Annotated in this window: 1 rRNA gene; it reads right to left on the bottom strand. The window is 57.9% G+C overall.

Annotated features, from left to right (window positions below):
* Positions 1-1051, bottom strand: a 23S ribosomal RNA gene (locus tag ACFWYM_RS44980); the annotation flags it as partial.

Below are 1051 nucleotides of genomic sequence, written 5' to 3'. Positions count from 1 at the left end.
ACGGGCTACACCCTTACCCCGGGACAACCACCGCCCGGGCTGGACTACCTTCCTGCGTCACCCCATCACTCACCTACTACAAGTCTGGTCCGTCGGCTCCACCACTTCCCTTTCCCCGAAGGGTCCGGGACGGCTTCACGGACTTAGCATCGCCTGATTCGATGTTTGACGCTTCACAGCGGGTACCGGAATATCAACCGGTTATCCATCGACTACGCCTGTCGGCCTCGCCTTAGGTCCCGACTTACCCTGGGCAGATCAGCTTGACCCAGGAACCCTTAGTCAATCGGCGCACACGTTTCTCACGTATGTATCGCTACTCATGCCTGCATTCTCACTCGTGAACCGTCCACAACTGCCTTCCGGCGCTGCTTCACCCGGCACACGACGCTCCCCTACCCATCCCAGCGGGCGTTGGCCCTCATGCTGGAATGACACGACTTCGGCGGTACGCTTGAGCCCCGCTACATTGTCGGCGCGGAATCACTTGACCAGTGAGCTATTACGCACTCTTTCAAGGGTGGCTGCTTCTAAGCCAACCTCCTGGTTGTCTCTGCGACTCCACATCCTTTCCCACTTAGCGTACGCTTAGGGGCCTTAGTCGATGCTCTGGGCTGTTTCCCTCTCGACCATGGAGCTTATCCCCCACAGTCTCACTGCCGCGCTCTCACTTACCGGCATTCGGAGTTTGGCTAAGGTCAGTAACCCGGTAGGGCCCATCGCCTATCCAGTGCTCTACCTCCGGCAAGAAACACACGACGCTGCACCTAAATGCATTTCGGGGAGAACCAGCTATCACGGAGTTTGATTGGCCTTTCACCCCTAACCACAGGTCATCCCCCAGGTTTTCAACCCTGGTGGGTTCGGTCCTCCACGACCTCTTACAGCCGCTTCAACCTGCCCATGGCTAGATCACTCCGCTTCGGGTCTTGAGCGCGCTACTATATCGCCCTGTTCGGACTCGCTTTCGCTACGGCTTCCCCACACGGGTTAACCTCGCAACACACCGCAAACTCGCAGGCTCATTCTTCAAAAGGCACGCAGTCACGAG

Origin of the sequence: Streptomyces sp. NPDC059009, from assembly GCF_042740175.1 — a bacterium.
Lineage (GTDB): Bacteria > Actinomycetota > Actinomycetes > Streptomycetales > Streptomycetaceae > Streptomyces.
Note: the sequence above shows the minus strand (reverse complement) of the source record. Positions and strands in the feature narration are given on the sequence as shown.